The organism is Microbacterium sp. NPDC089698 (assembly GCF_044749045.1).
GTDB lineage: Bacteria > Actinomycetota > Actinomycetes > Actinomycetales > Microbacteriaceae > Microbacterium.
In genome coordinates this window covers 494,531-507,087 of the sequence record NZ_JBIVHE010000002.1, presented here as the reverse complement: position 1 = coordinate 507,087, position 12,557 = coordinate 494,531, and the positions used below count along the sequence as shown (strand labels likewise).

The following is a 12,557-nucleotide window of genomic DNA, read 5'->3' as shown; positions in this document are numbered from 1 at the left end:
CGCGCGATTCCGCGCGTTCCCCCCATCGATTCGAAGTCAGGAGAAGCACCATGCGCACTTTCGTGAAGCATGCCCTGTGGGGCACGCTCATCGCCGGCGGGATCACCCTGCTCGGCGCGACGGCCGCGAACGCGGCCGACCACACCTCAGGAGACGACGGGATCGGATCCGGGACGCAAGTCGTCGCGCCGATCACGATCCCCATCAGCGTGACCGGCAATGCGATCTCGGTCCTCGGGGTCTCGACGGCGACCGGCCCGGCCGCGCCGGCGCCTGCCCCCGCACCCGCGCCTGCACCGGCCACGACGTCCGGTGACGACAGCGTCGGATCGGGCACGCAGGCGATCGTCCCCGTGACCGTGCCGATCACCGTGGCGGACAACGCCATCAGCGTGCTGGGCGAGTCGCAGAGCACGGCGACGGCACCCGCCGCCGCACCGGCCGCGCCTCCCGCGACGACGACGCCTCCGGCACCGGCCGCGACCACGAGCGGCGACGACGGGGTCCTCTCGGGCACCCAGGCGATCGTCCCCGTGACCGTGCCGATCACGATCACAGGGAATGCCGTGAGCGTGCTCGGCGACAGCACGGCAAGCACCACCGGATCCGCACCCGCAACCGGCGGAAGCGCCCCGACCGGCACCGGACCGCGCACCAGCGGCGACGACGCCATCCTGGGCGGAACCCAGATCATCGCCCCCGTCACCGCACCCGTCACCGCCGTCGGCAACGCCCTCGCGGTGCTCGGCCGCAGCACGGCCGGCACCACCGGATCCGCACCCGCAGTCGGCGGGAGCGCCCCGACCGGCACCGGGCCGCGCACCAGCGGCGACGACGCGATCCTGGGAGGCACCCAGATCATCGCCCCCGTCACCGCACCCGTCACCGCCACAGACAATGCGCTCGCGGTGCTCGGCCGCAGCACGGCAAGCACCACCGGATCCGCACCCGCAACGGGCGGCTCGGGCGGTGGTTCCGAACCGACGACGTCGGGAATCGGATCGCTGCTCGGCGGCACCCAGCTCGTGCTGCCGGTGACCGTGCCGATCACGATCGGCGGCAACGCGATCGCCGTGGTCGGCACCAGCACCAGCACCACGACGACGCCCGGCACCCCGGGAACCCCCGGAACCCCCGGAACCCCGGGAACGCCCGGAACCCCGGGAACGCCCGGAACTCCCGGCACTCCCGGCACTCCCGGCACCCCGGGAACGCCCGGAACCCCGGGGGGTCACGGAGCCGCGTTCGTCCCGGTGTCGCACCTGATGGCCGCGCAGAGCGGCCCGGGTCTCGCCCAGACGGGCGGGGCGTCCCCGGCACCGCTGGTCCTGGCGGCGCTGCTGCTCATGATGATCGGAGGCGGCATCCTCACGCGGCGCACGCTCACCCGCTGACCGGTTCGGCGGCGCGACGGCCCAGGAGGGGTGGCCGCCGCACCGCCGTGAGCGTCCGCGGAAGCGCTAGCGGCGGATCGCGCGATAGCGATTCTCCGGTCGCCCCACCGCTCCGTAGCGGGGGGCGACCTCGGCCTGCCCGATCGTGGCGAGATGGTCGAGATAGCGGCGCGCGCTCACCCGCGACATCCCGAGGGCGTCGGCGATCTCCGCCGACGACATGTCCCCCTCTGCGTCGTCGAGGAGCGTCGCGACCCGTTGCAGACTCGCGGCGGAGAGGTTCTTGGGTGCTGCCGCGGCATCATCGGATCCGCCGCCCAGCATCAGATCGACCGCGCGCTGATCGAGGTCGACGTCCCCCGCCGTCATGCTGAGCGCCCGCTGCACCTCGTTCAGCCTGCGGTGCAGATCGACCTTCGTGAAGGGCTTCACCAGATAGTGACGTACACCGAGCACACGCGCGCGGCGGACCGTCTCGAGATCGCGGGCCGCGGTCACCGCGATCACCTCCACGTCGGTGCGTGTGGTCCGCAGCCGGCGCAGCAGCTCGAGGCCGTTCAGGTCGGGGAGGTACACGTCGAGCAGCAGCAGATCGGGGCGATGATGCTCGATCTCCCTGAGGCCCGCCGACGCGGTGTGCGCGACCGCGACCACCTCGAAGCCAGCATGGGCGTCGACCAGCGTCGCGTTGAGGGCGGCGAGCATCCGATCGTCCTCGACGATCACGACCCGTGCGGGACTCATCGCGGCGACCCCGCCTCGAACGCCCATGGCACATCGACCACGAAGCGCGCGCCCCCGATCACGGAGGCCTCGGCGACCGCCGTGCCGCCCAGCCGCTGCGCCACGCGCTTGACGATCGTGAGCCCGATGCCCCGCCTCTCCTTGCGCGGCACGGATCCCTTGTCCGAGACGTCCATCTCGAAGACCGCGTCGCGCAGGTGCGCCGGGACCCCGGGGCCGTCGTCGTCGACGCTCACCGTGATCCGGTCCGGCGCGACGTCATCGCTGATCCGCAGCACCACGCGCCCGCCCCGGGATTCGAGGGCCTCGATCGCGTTGTCGAGCAGGTTGCCGACGATCGTCAACAGGTCGTCGTCCTGCTCGACCTCGCGCAGATGCGAGGCGGGATCCACGACCAGATCGATCCCCAGCTCCTGCGCCCGTGCGGACTTGGCGAGCACGAGCGCCGAGACCTCGATGTCGTCGATGCCGTGCAGCAGCTGCCCCGCGGGCAGAGCCCCGCCTCCGCCGACGCGGTGGATGAACGACAGCGCGGCGTCGGTCTGATCCGTCTCGAGCAGGCCGCTGAGCACCTGGAGCGTGTTGAAGAACTCATGGGACTGCGCCCTCAGGTCATCGGCGAGACTGCGCGCGCCGCTCAGATCGCGCAGCGTCTCCTCGAGCTCGGTGCGGTCGCGGAGCATCGCGATGTGCCCGACGTCGCGATCCTTCACGCGCGCCGCGGCGCCGTGCACCACGAGCACGCGCTCGCCCGAGAGCACAGGAGTCTCCGCGGTCTCGCCGGAGAGCAGGAACCCCGCCAGCTCCTCGTCGAGCACCTCGGCCGCGTCCTTGCCGAGGATCTGGTCCGACTCCACGCCGAGAAGCCGTGCGGCCGCGTCGTTGACCACCACGAGCCGGCCGTCCGCATCCACGGCGATGAAGCCCTCCTGGATGCCGTGCAGCATCGCCTCCCTGGTGTCCAGCATCGTGCGGATCTCTTCGGACTCGAGGCCGTAGATGCGCCGGCGCAGCAGCCAGCCGATCCAGACCGAGCCGATCACGCCGATGACGGCGGCGGCGATCGGCGCGATGATCAGGCCGGGGAGGTCGTCGACGAACTGCGCCTGGAGATCGACCTCGAAGATCCCGACCGAGACGATCCCGATCACCGCGCCGTCCGGCCCGCGCAGGGGGACCTTCACGCGCCAGGATTCGCCCAGCGTGCCCGTCTGCGTCTCGATCTGGACCTTTCCGGAGAGCGCGACCGAGGGATCCGTCGAGACCATCTCGCCGATGCGGTCCGGATTCGGGTGGGAGTAGCGGATGCCGTGATCGTCCGTCACGACCACGTAGCTGAGCCCGGACGACTTCCGCACGGCCTCCGCGATCGGCTGGATCTGACCCTGGGGATCCTGTGCCAGCAGCGCCTCCACCACCGTGGGCAGGCCGGCGACCGATTGCGCGATCGCGACCATGCGGTCCCGGTAGGCGTCCCGGTTCGCCTGGGCAGCGAGGACGGCGGCGACAGCGCCGGTCCCTGCGACGATGACGAGCACGATGGCGATCTGCAGCACCAGCAGCTGCGTGCTCAACGACATCGATCGACGCACGTGACCAGTGTCCCACGCGGGGATGCGGCGCCCTCCGGAGAAGGGAGTCTCCGCGAGGGCGCCGCTCGTGCGCTGGGCGAGGCTCACCCCTGATCGCTCTTCGTGCGCGCCGCCTCCCGCTCCGGGGCCTCGTCGGCGGCGGACTCCGGCACCTCGATCGTGGGAGTGAGCGTCGTGGGCAGTCCTCCCACCTCGACCAGGACGTCGCGCTTGGACGGCCGGCGGCGCAGCGCGAAGGTGAGGATGAAGACCAGGGCGAGCGTGCCGTAGATCGCCCAGGTGAACGGGGTGGAGATCAGCGTGGCGGGATCGCCGCCGGCGATGTCGAGCGCACGCCGGAACTGCACCTCGGCGATCGGCCCCAGGATCGCCCCGACGATGAGCGGCGAGACGGGGTATCCGAACCGGCGCATGACGTATCCGAGCACGCCCAGTACGAGGAGCAGGCCCACGTCGAAGGTCGACCCTCCCGCGGCGTAGGCGCCCAGGACGGCGAAGGTCGCGATGCCGGCGAACATGTACGGCTTGGGGATCTTCAGCAGCTTGACCCAGAGCCCCACGAGCGGGAGGTTGAGCAGCAGCAGGATCGCGTTGGCGACCACGAGGCTCGCGATGAGGCTCCACACCAGCGGCCCGTTGGTCTCCAGCAGCTGGGGCCCCGTCTGGATGCCGTACTGCTGGAACGCCACGAGGATCACCGCGGCGGTCGCGGAGGTCGGGATCCCGAGGGTGAGGAGCGGCACCATGGTGCCGGCCGCGTTCGCGTTGTTCGCCGCCTCAGGACCCGCCACGCCCTCGATCGCGCCGTGGCCGAACTCCTGCGGGCGCCGGGAAAGCCGGCGCTCCAGCGTGTACGACAGGAACGTGGGGATCTCGGATCCTCCGGCGGGGATGACACCCAGGGGGAATCCGATCGCCGTGCCGCGCAGCCAGGGCTTCCAGGAGCGCCGCCAGTCCTCGCGGTTCATCCACCGCCCCGCGAAGGGCATGACCTTGAAGATCAGCGTCGACTGGTGCGCGACGACGTAGAACAGTTCCCCGATCGCGAAGAGCGCGACGATGAGGACCACGGTGTCGATGCCGTCGAGCAGCGGGAGCAGGCCGAAGGTGAGGCGCTGCTGCCCGCTCTGGAAGTCGATGCCGACGAGCGAGATCGCAAGGCCCACCGCCATGGAGATGAGCCCGCGCAGCGGCGAGCTGCCGACCAGTGCGCTCACGGTGAGGAAGGCGACCACCATGAGGGCGAGATAATCCTGCGGGCCGAGCTGCACCGCGATGTCGACGATCCATGGCGCGAAGAACGCCACGAGCATCGTCGCGATCGTGCCGGCGATGAAGGATCCGATCGCCGCGGTCGCCAGAGCTGTGGCCCCCCTTCCCATCCGCGCCATCCGGTTGCCGTCGATCGCCGTGATGACGGATCCCGATTCGCCGGGGGTCTTCAGCAGGATCGCCGTCGTCGAACCGCCGTACATCGCTCCGTAGTAGATGCCGGCGAACATGATGAACGCGGCGGACGGATCGACGGAGTAGGTGAGCGGGAGCAGCAGGGCGATGGTGAGCGCCGGGCCGATCCCGGGCAGCACGCCCACGAGCGTCCCCACGATCGTGCCGATCAGTGCGAACAGCAGGTTCTGCGGCTGGAACGCCAGTTCGAACCCGTGCATGAGTCCTTCGAGGCCGGGCATCAGATCATCCCTTCCAGGAAGCCCGCGGGCAGATCGATCGAGAGCAGCTTCGTGAAGGAGAAGAAGATCACGCAGGCGGTCGCCAGAGCGATCACGAGCGCGGTCAGATACCGGCGGGAACCCATCGCGAGGGAGATCAGGAAGAACATCACGGTGGTCGCGGGGATGAAGCCGAGCGGCTCCACGGTGAACAGGAAGAACAGCAGGCCGGCGGCGGCGATGCCGAGTGCGGTCCAGTGCGTGCGGGTGACGTCGACGTCACCCTCGGCCTGTTCCGGCTCACCGCGCCGCCCGCGGGCCAGTTGCACGGCCAGCACCACCGCGAGCGCGAGCAGCAGGCTCCCCACGACGATCGGCATGAAGCCGGCGCCGATCCCCGATGCGGAGGTCGACTGGCGCTGGCCGAGACCGTCGAGGAGGACGACCACGCCCAGGACGAGCACGGCCGCGGCGACGGCCCATTCGCCGAGTCCTCTCGTCGATGTCGGACGGGGTGCGGCCCCGAGGTCTTCCGGGTTCGGGTCCTCCTGCGTGGCGGTTCCCTGGGGCGAAGAGACGTCGCTCATCGGATGCTCCTTCATGCGGCTTGATGCGGCGCAGGCAAGGCGGTTCGCGGAGGAGGCGGATGTCCTCCTCCGCGAGCGCCGGTGCTACTTCGCGAGACCGAGGTCCTTGAGGACGCTCTGCACCCGGGTGTTCTCGGTCTTCAGCCAGCCCGCGAACTCGTCGCCGGCGATGTAGTTGTCGAGCCAGTCGTTCTTCTTCAGCTCGGCCTTCCACGCGTCGCCGGCGTGCATCTTCTCGATCGCGGCGAGGTACTGGGTGCGCAGCTTGGCGTCGATCCCTCCCGGCGCCATGATCGAGCGCCAGTTGGCGAACTCGAGCTTCGGATCGATCTCCCCCGCCGCCTGGGCGAAGGTGAGGGCGCCGTCGTTCTTCAGCGACGACACGAGCAGCCCGGTCAGCTCGCCGCTCTCGATCTGCGCCGCGAACTCGCCCGTGCCGGCGATGCCCGCCTGCACCTTGCCGCCGAGCAGAGCGGTGGTGGCCTCGCCGCCGCCGGAGTACGGCACGTAGTTGACGTCGGAGGGCTTCACTCCGTAATGCTGCGCGAGCAGGCCGATGAAGAGATGGTCGGCGGATCCGGCGGAGCCGCCGGCGATCGCGACGGACTTGGGATCCTTCTTGATCGCCGCGAAGAGGTCGTCGGCGTTCGCGAACGGCGAGCCCTTGGGGACGACGATCGCCTCATGCTCGCCGACGAGACGGGCGATCGGGGTGAGGTCGTCGAGGGAGACCGAGGTGCCGTTCGTGACGACGCCGCTCATCATCGCGAGCCCCGACATGATCATCAGGTCCTTCTGGCCCTTCTTGGGCGCGACCTGGGCGAGGGCGACGGTGCCAGAGGCGCCCGGCACGTTGTTGACCGTCACGGTCTTGGCGAGCTCATCGGTCTGCAGCGCGCCCTGGGTCGCGCGTGCGGTCTGGTCCCATCCGCTGCCCGGCGCGGCCGGTGCGATGAGCTCGAGGCGGGTGAGCGGGGCGAACGCCGCGGCGCCGGAGTCGGCCGTGGCGGTCTTGTCGGTCTTCGGGGAGCTGCACGCCGTCAGGGCGAGGAGCAGAACCGTCCCCACCGCCGCGGCCCTGGCGAATGTCGAGATCTTCACGGACGATGCCTTTCACTGTCACCGGCGCCTTCGCCGGTGTGCGGAGCCGGCGACGCTGCCGGACCCGATGAATGTACTGAGGCACCTCTCCCGGAACCGGTTCTGGTCATTAAGAAAAGCCCGCGGCTTCTCCGCGGATCTCCTGGCACGCCCCTCGCGGATCCCGGGTACGCGAAAGGGGCCGTCTCCCGGAGGAGACGGCCCCTGACAGGGTGTCGGCGCTTACAGCGTCGCCATGAATTACTTGGCGGCGACGACCTGCAGCGTGATCACGGCGGTCACGTCGTCGTGCAGACGAACGGTGGCCTCGTGCTCGCCGACCGACTTGATCGGCGTGGTGATGTGCACCTTGCGCTTGTCGATCGCACCGATGCCCGCGGCCTCGACGGCGGCGGCGACATCGGCGGTCTTGACCGAGCCGAACAGACGGCCCTCGGCGCCGGCCTTGACGGCCAGGCGGACCTTGGCGGCCTCGAGCGCGTTCTTCAGCGCCACGGCGTCGTCACGGTCGTGAATCGCGCGCGCCTGACGGGCGGCACGGATCTGCTCGACCTGCTTCTCGCCACCGCGCGTCCACGCGACAGCGAAACCCTGCGGCACGAGGTAGTTGCGGGCGTACCCGTTCTTGACCTCGACCACGTCACCGGCGCTACCGAGCCCGGCGACCTCATTCGTGAGAATCAGCTTTGCCATGTCGGTACCCCTTAGCGGCCAGCGCCGGCGTAGGGCAGGAGAGCCATCTCGCGAGCGTTCTTGATCGCCTTGGCGATCAGACGCTGCTCCTGCACGGAAACACCGGTGATGCGACGGGCGCGGATCTTGCCGCGCTCCGAGATGAACTTGCGGAGGGTCGCGACGTCCTTGTAGTCGATGACACCCACGCGGATGGACTTCGCGGGAGCGGCGTTCTTCGCGCCCTTCCGCGGCTTGCGGCGGTCGCCGCTCGACTTTCCAGCCATGAGTCTTCCTTACGAGAAATGGTTTTCGGATCCGTCAGGATCCGGAATCTTGTTGTGTCCGGAGACGACGCTCAAAAAGGCGTGTCGTCGCCGAACGAGCCGGGAGTGCTCCACGCATCGGCGCTCGAGGAACCGGGCGTCGACCACGGCTCCTCCGAGACCTGCTGCTGCGGGCGTCCGCCGCCCTGGCCGCCCTGGAAGTTCCCGCCGCCGCCGTTCGAGGCGGCACGGGTGACCTGGGCGGTCGCGTAGCGGAGCGAGGGGCCGATCTCGTCGACCTCCAGCTCGATCGCGGTGCGGTTCTGGCCTTCGCGGTCCTGGTAGGACCGCTGACGCAGGCGTCCGGATGCGATGACCCGCATGCCCTTCGTCAGCGAACCCGCCACGTGCTCGGCGAACTCGCGCCACACGGACGCACGGAGGAACAGCGCATCGCCGTCCTTCCACTCGTTCGCCTGGCGGTCGAAGGTGCGCGGCGTGCTCGCGATGGTGAAGTTCGCCACCGGCAGCCCGTTCTGCGTGTACCGCAGCTCGGGGTCGGCGGTGAGGTTTCCCACCACGGTGATGACGGTCTCGCCGGCCATGATCCTTAGACCTTCGCGGCCTTGGGCTTGCGAGCGGCCTTCTCCTCGGCCCGCTTGGCCTCGGCGGCGACCATCGCATGCGCCTCTTCAGCGCGCAGCACCTTGGTGCGGAACACGAGCTCGCTGAGGTTCAGCTGACGGTCGAGTTCGTTGGTGGCCTCGCTGGTCGCGGTGAAGTTCACGACGGCGTAGATGCCCTCGGTCTTCTTGTTGATCTCGTAGGCGAAACGACGCTTGCCCCAGATGTCGACCTTGTCAATCGAGCCACCATCGTTGGTGATGACCTTCAGGAACTTGTCGAGGTTGGGGGCAACCTGGCGCTCGTCCAGCTCGGGGGTCAGAATGACCATGAGCTCGTACTGGTGCGTCACTTACCCACCTCCTTCGGACTAGAACGGCTTCCGGGACTTTCCCGGAAGCAGGAGGGTGTGTAGCACGTGCCAGGGCATGATTCGCCCAGGCAACCTGAACAGCTTAGCGGATCCGGCCGGGTGCGCCGAATCGGGCGCCGAGGAAGTCACACATGCACGACCGGATCACGGATGCACGAACGAGACGGCGGATCCGTCGTGCATCCGTTCATCCGTCGTGCACCCGGACGGGTCGCGCTCGGGAGCGGCCGAGTAGCGTGGCGGCATGAGCGAACCCGTTGTGAACGCCGTGCGGATCGACTGGGAGCCGGCGCGGGATGCCAATCGTGAGAACTGGGACGACCGCGTCGCGCTGCACGCGGAGGCCTACGGGCTCCAGGCGTTCGATGATCCGGCCCACCTCTCCGACGTCGTGCGCGAAGACGCCGCAGGGCTCGCGCCGTTCCTGCCGGAGGGCTTCGACGGCCTCGATGTCTGCCACCTGCAGTGCCACATCGGCACCGACACCCTCTCCTTCGCCCGGCTCGGCGCGCGGGTGACCGGGGTCGACTTCTCCGCGCCCGCTCTGGAGACGGCCGCCGCGCTCGCGACCCGGCTCGGCCTCGACGCCGACTGGGTCGAGACCGACGTGCTCGACGCCGCGGCGGCGGTCGGCACGGAGTTCGACCTCGTCTACACGAGCATCGGCGCCATCTGCTGGCTGCCCGATCTCGAGCGCTGGGCCGCGCAGGTCGCCGGGCTGCTGCGCCCCGGCGGCACGTTCTACATCCGCGACGGGCACCCCGTGCTGTACGCGCTCGACGAGACCCGCGACGAGCCGGTGCTCCGCTATCCCTACTTCGACACCGGGGAGGCCCAGGCCTGGGACGACGACAGCACCTACGCCGGCGATGGCACCGTCGCGCATCCGCGCACGTACGAATGGCCGCATCCGCTCTCCTCCGTCGTGAACGCCCTGATCGGAGCCGGGCTGCGGATCCGTCGCCTCGACGAGGGCAGGACGCTGCCGTGGCGGTTCAGTCCGCGGATGCTGCCCGCGGACGGCGGATTCGTCTGGCCGGACGCGGAGCGCGACCTGATCCCCTGCACCTTCACGATCGTCGCGACGAAGGACTGAGCGCATGCGCTGGGAAGACGACGTCGAGGTCGGCCGCTGGATCCGGGAACGGCTGGATCCCGTCATCGGATCCGACATGCACTCGGTCGTGCCGCGCGGGTTCGAGGCGTATGCCCGGATCTTCCATCCGCCCTGGGTGCGGAGCGTGCCGGGCGGAGTCGTGCCCACGCATGACGAGCTGCGCGCGATGCCGGAGGACGAGGAGGCGCGGATCCTCTCCGGGCTCCGCGACGAGCAGGCGACGTGGGCGGACGCGGCCGCGGCGTTCGGCACGGTGCTGCATCCGCTCGCGCAGTGGAACCGGATCGTGCGGACGCCCGAGGGCGAGGACTGGCGCCACCGCCGCGCTCCGAACGGCCGGGAGTTCCACGGGCCGATCGAAGGCGACCTGCCGCCCGCACTCCTCGCCCCCGTCGCCGAGCACCTCGTCGCGCACACGACGACCCCGGACGACGGGTTCGCCGCCGTCTGGGAGGGGCACGGCGGCCTGCTGGGCGGCTTCGGGTCCACCGGTCGCGCCTTCTTGACCTTCACCGACGACCCCGTCCAGGCGCACGCGGCCATGCTCGCCGAGAGCATCCACGATCCGTTCAACAACCCGTACCAGAAGGCGGTCTGGCAGGACGGGATCCTCTCCCGCGAGATCTCCGAAGGCGCCCGTCTCGAACTCCCGCAGCGCGACCATGTGCTCTTCGCCGCGCCGCCGCGCACCTTCGCGGATCCGGACTGGGTGGCCTTCGTCCCCTGGAGCGACAAGATCGCCGAGGAGCGGGGCTTCCCGCCCAGCGCGCTGCATCCGAACCTGATCTGGCCGGCGGATCACGCCTGGATCCTGGTCAGCGAGATCGACTTCGACTCGACGGTCGTCGGCGGATCCCGGGCCCTCATCGCCGCCCTGTGCGCGGACGACCGGCTCGAGGCCCTGCCGATCCCCGAGGGCGCGAACCTGCAGTGGGACGCGGACGACGTGAATCCCTGAGCCGGCCGGATGCGCTCGGTGCGCGTCAGGCCACGGTCCCCCTGGGCACGATCCATCGATGCGAGAACTCCGGCGCGACCCGTGCGACGTTCTCGAAGTCGGCGTCGTAGTGCACGACGGTGACCGTCTGCTGCGCGTGCGAGTGCCGGATCGCCGTCGCCGCGATCTGCAGATCACTCACCCCGACGGAGCGCCCGATCCCTGCCTGGAATGTGAGGGCTCCGACGTCCACGAAGATGCACCGTCATCTCCGGAAAGCAGCGGTCTCGGAATAGCGTGGACGGGTGACCACTCCGCAGCCGGGCGCCGCCGCTCCCTTCGACGCCCGTGCGCTGACCGAACCGGTCGACCGCGCGCGGCTCGCCGCGTGGTCGCGCGAGGCCAGGGCGAGCGGTCAGGGCCCTCGCACGGGCCAGATCGTGCTCTTCCTCGTGGTCGTCCTGTTCATCGCCTTCGTCGGCTTCGGCGTGTTCAGCGTCTTCCTGACGGTCGCGCTCGGCTCCTCCGGCGGCGTGGTGGTGCCGCTGCTGATCCTCGTCGTGGTCGGGCTCGCCGTGTGGGGCGGAATCGCCTGGTGGAACCGTCAGCTCGTGCGGGGCTACCGGCTCGCCGGGTTCGCGAGCGCGAACGCCATGACCTACCTGCCGGAGCTCAAGGATCCGCAGCTGCCGGGGATGCTGTTCGACCTCGGTCACAGCCGCATCGCCACGGATCTGGTGCGCGGCTCCTCACCGCGCTTCGTCGAGTTCGCGAACTTCAGATACACGACCGGCTCGGGCAAGGAGAGCCAGACGCACGAGTGGGGCTACATCGCGATCAAGCTCGACGTGCCGCTGCCCAACATCGTGCTGGACGCCCAGTCCAACAACGGATTCTTCGGATCCAACCTGCCCGCGAGCTACGACGGCCACCAGCGTCTTTCGCTCGAGGGCGACTTCGACCGGTACTTCGCCCTCTACTGTCCGGCCGGCTACGAGCGCGACGCGCTCTACCTGTTCACGCCCGACATCATGGCCCGGTTCATGGACAGCGCGTCGTCGTTCGACGTCGAGATCGTCGACGACTGGCTCTTCCTCTACGCCCAGAAGCGTCAGGTCACCACTCTGGATCCGGCCGTGTGGGCGCAGATGTTCGGCACCGTGGGCGCGGTGCTCACGAAGCTGCAGCAGTGGGCGCGCTGGCGCGACAAGCGCCTGCGCACGGCCACCGGCGGCGACGGCGTCACCGCGCCGGACGAGTCCGGCGCCTCTCCGGCCACCGCCGCGGCGTCGGCCCCGGCTCAGTTCGCCGGGCCGGTCGCGCCGACGCCCGGAGATCCTGCCCAGCCGTGGTCTCCCCCGCCCGGCGTCGCGCCCGGCGGACGCCGGCTCAAGCGCGCCTTCCCCTGGGTGTCGGTGCTGGTGTTCGCCGGCGTCGGGATCGCCTGGCTCGTGTTCCGCCTGGTGCTCGGACACTGACGCGT

General features: G+C 69.9%; 14 protein-coding genes. 4 read left to right on the top strand and 10 right to left on the bottom strand.

Features of this window, described 5'->3' with window-relative positions; genetic code table 11:
• Positions 1–50 precede the first annotated feature (50 nt).
• Entirely contained in the window at positions 51–1,394 is a 1,344-nt protein-coding gene (locus tag ACIPY5_RS09465) for a chaplin family protein (RefSeq protein ID WP_400969639.1), read from the top strand.
• Positions 1,395–1,460: 66 nt separating this feature from the next.
• Here the strand turns inward: ACIPY5_RS09465 and ACIPY5_RS09460 are convergent, their stop codons facing one another.
• The 9 genes from ACIPY5_RS09460 to rpsF form a co-directional block, all read right to left on the bottom strand.
• Complete coding sequence (locus ACIPY5_RS09460) at positions 1,461–2,138, bottom strand: response regulator (RefSeq protein ID WP_400969636.1); 678 nt, start codon at positions 2,136–2,138, stop codon at positions 1,461–1,463.
• On the bottom strand, positions 2,135–3,730 hold the full coding sequence (locus ACIPY5_RS09455; RefSeq protein ID WP_400969633.1) for an ATP-binding protein: 1,596 nt from the start codon (positions 3,728–3,730) through the stop codon (positions 2,135–2,137). The genes ACIPY5_RS09460 and ACIPY5_RS09455 overlap by 4 nt, the downstream gene beginning before the upstream one ends.
• Before the next feature lie 83 nt (positions 3,731–3,813).
• Positions 3,814–5,418: a tripartite tricarboxylate transporter permease gene (locus tag ACIPY5_RS09450; RefSeq protein ID WP_400969630.1), complete on the bottom strand. Its 1,605-nt coding sequence runs from the start codon at positions 5,416–5,418 to the stop codon at positions 3,814–3,816.
• On the bottom strand, positions 5,418–5,984 hold the full coding sequence (locus tag ACIPY5_RS09445; protein ID WP_400969627.1) for a tripartite tricarboxylate transporter TctB family protein: 567 nt from the start codon (positions 5,982–5,984) through the stop codon (positions 5,418–5,420). The genes ACIPY5_RS09450 and ACIPY5_RS09445 overlap by 1 nt, the downstream gene beginning before the upstream one ends.
• A gap of 84 nt (positions 5,985–6,068) precedes the next feature.
• Entirely contained in the window at positions 6,069–7,085 is a 1,017-nt protein-coding gene (locus ACIPY5_RS09440) for a Bug family tripartite tricarboxylate transporter substrate binding protein (protein ID WP_400969624.1), read from the bottom strand.
• 240 nt (positions 7,086–7,325) lie between these two features.
• Positions 7,326–7,778 (bottom strand): 50S ribosomal protein L9, encoded by a 453-nt coding sequence (gene rplI / locus ACIPY5_RS09435; protein ID WP_309341056.1) that lies wholly within the window; start codon positions 7,776–7,778, stop codon positions 7,326–7,328.
• Positions 7,779–7,789: 11 nt separating this feature from the next.
• Entirely contained in the window at positions 7,790–8,044 is a 255-nt protein-coding gene (gene rpsR / locus ACIPY5_RS09430; protein ID WP_040168021.1) for a 30S ribosomal protein S18, read from the bottom strand.
• Between the two features lie 71 nt (positions 8,045–8,115).
• Complete coding sequence (locus ACIPY5_RS09425) at positions 8,116–8,628, bottom strand: single-stranded DNA-binding protein (RefSeq protein WP_400969619.1); 513 nt, start codon at positions 8,626–8,628, stop codon at positions 8,116–8,118.
• A gap of 5 nt (positions 8,629–8,633) precedes the next feature.
• The gene (gene rpsF, locus ACIPY5_RS09420) at positions 8,634–8,999 is read right to left on the bottom strand and encodes a 30S ribosomal protein S6 (protein WP_336628120.1); all 366 of its coding nucleotides are present in this window, start codon (positions 8,997–8,999) and stop codon (positions 8,634–8,636) included.
• Positions 9,000–9,264: 265 nt separating this feature from the next.
• On the opposite strand from rpsF, the gene ACIPY5_RS09415 reads away from it, so the two are divergent.
• A complete protein-coding gene (locus ACIPY5_RS09415) occupies positions 9,265–10,116 on the top strand; it encodes a class I SAM-dependent methyltransferase (RefSeq protein ID WP_400969616.1) in 852 nt (283 codons plus the stop codon).
• 4 nt (positions 10,117–10,120) lie between these two features.
• The gene (locus tag ACIPY5_RS09410) at positions 10,121–11,095 is read left to right on the top strand and encodes a hypothetical protein (RefSeq protein WP_400969613.1); all 975 of its coding nucleotides are present in this window, start codon (positions 10,121–10,123) and stop codon (positions 11,093–11,095) included.
• A 25-nt stretch (positions 11,096–11,120) separates the two neighbouring features.
• On the opposite strand, the gene ACIPY5_RS09405 is transcribed toward ACIPY5_RS09410, so the two are convergent.
• Entirely contained in the window at positions 11,121–11,327 is a 207-nt protein-coding gene (locus ACIPY5_RS09405; protein WP_400969610.1) for a hypothetical protein, read from the bottom strand.
• 52 nt (positions 11,328–11,379) lie between these two features.
• Here ACIPY5_RS09405 and ACIPY5_RS09400 point away from each other — a divergent pair, with 52 nt between their 5' ends.
• Entirely contained in the window at positions 11,380–12,552 is a 1,173-nt protein-coding gene (locus ACIPY5_RS09400) for a hypothetical protein (protein ID WP_400969607.1), read from the top strand.
• Positions 12,553–12,557 lie beyond the last annotated feature (5 nt).

Bases quoted from the DNA above. Each gene is read 5' to 3' on its own strand.
- rpsR (WP_040168021.1), bottom strand. From the start codon at position 8,044: ATGGCTGGAAAGTCGAGCGGCGACCGCCGCAAGCCGCGGAAGGGCGCG.
- ACIPY5_RS09465 (WP_400969639.1), top strand. From the start codon at position 51: ATGCGCACTTTCGTGAAGCATGCCCTGTGGGGCACGCTCATCGCCGGC.
- ACIPY5_RS09415 (WP_400969616.1), top strand. From the start codon at position 9,265: ATGAGCGAACCCGTTGTGAACGCCGTGCGGATCGACTGGGAGCCGGCG.
- ACIPY5_RS09445 (WP_400969627.1), bottom strand. From the start codon at position 5,984: ATGAGCGACGTCTCTTCGCCCCAGGGAACCGCCACGCAGGAGGACCCG.
- ACIPY5_RS09410 (WP_400969613.1), top strand. From the start codon at position 10,121: ATGCGCTGGGAAGACGACGTCGAGGTCGGCCGCTGGATCCGGGAACGG.
- ACIPY5_RS09460 (WP_400969636.1), bottom strand. From the start codon at position 2,138: ATGAGTCCCGCACGGGTCGTGATCGTCGAGGACGATCGGATGCTCGCC.
- ACIPY5_RS09450 (WP_400969630.1), bottom strand. From the start codon at position 5,418: ATGCCCGGCCTCGAAGGACTCATGCACGGGTTCGAACTGGCGTTCCAG.
- rplI (WP_309341056.1), bottom strand. From the start codon at position 7,778: ATGGCAAAGCTGATTCTCACGAATGAGGTCGCCGGGCTCGGTAGCGCC.
- ACIPY5_RS09425 (WP_400969619.1), bottom strand. From the start codon at position 8,628: ATGGCCGGCGAGACCGTCATCACCGTGGTGGGAAACCTCACCGCCGAC.